This is a genomic window from Dyadobacter sp. CY261 (assembly GCF_021440085.1).
Taxonomy (GTDB): Bacteria; Bacteroidota; Bacteroidia; order Cytophagales; family Spirosomataceae; genus Dyadobacter.
Genome location: NZ_JAKCPW010000078.1, coordinates 1 through 529 on the forward strand (window position 1 = coordinate 1; position 529 = coordinate 529).

The following is a 529-nucleotide window of genomic DNA, read 5'->3' on the forward strand; positions in this document are numbered from 1 at the left end:
GCAAATTTTCGGATCTCAAGGACGGATTTGAGCAGGTTCAGCGGATTTTTACTATCGCGCTCGATACTTGAATGCTGCACGTGAAATCCTTCCTGGCGGATTTTTTCGGTGTAATGGTCCTCAGGTAAAATTACAAATGGTTCATACCCATGGGCTTTCAAAAACTTTGCAAAAGGCAATCTGGCTTTAAAGAAGTCTTCGCCATCGTGGGCGAGGAGAAGTATTTTTTTATTGTCCATTACCTTCTAATTTACTGAATATGAAGGTGGTGTTTGTACCCGTGAGGAAAAGAGAAGGGCTCTTATCGATGAACGGGGTGCCTGTTCGGAAGCAAATACTCATAAATTCTTTCATGTGTGTTTAAGTCAGTCGACAAAAATAAGGCATTCAGTAATAGCATTGATCGCTCAGCAAGTTTTTTTGCGAACCAGCCGGAATCCGGGGTCGAGGGTCACAGAAACAAGGCGCAGGGTACGACAAGCCGGCCGGTAAGTTTGCGGCCATTGGTGGTAGTTTATTACAAAATATC

General features: G+C 43.9%; 1 pseudogene. It reads right to left on the reverse strand.

Annotation, left to right across the window (positions count from 1 at the left end):
- Positions 1-239: pseudogene (locus LZD49_RS35440) on the reverse strand (glycosyltransferase); the annotation flags it as partial.
- Positions 240-529: the final 290 nt, after the last annotated feature.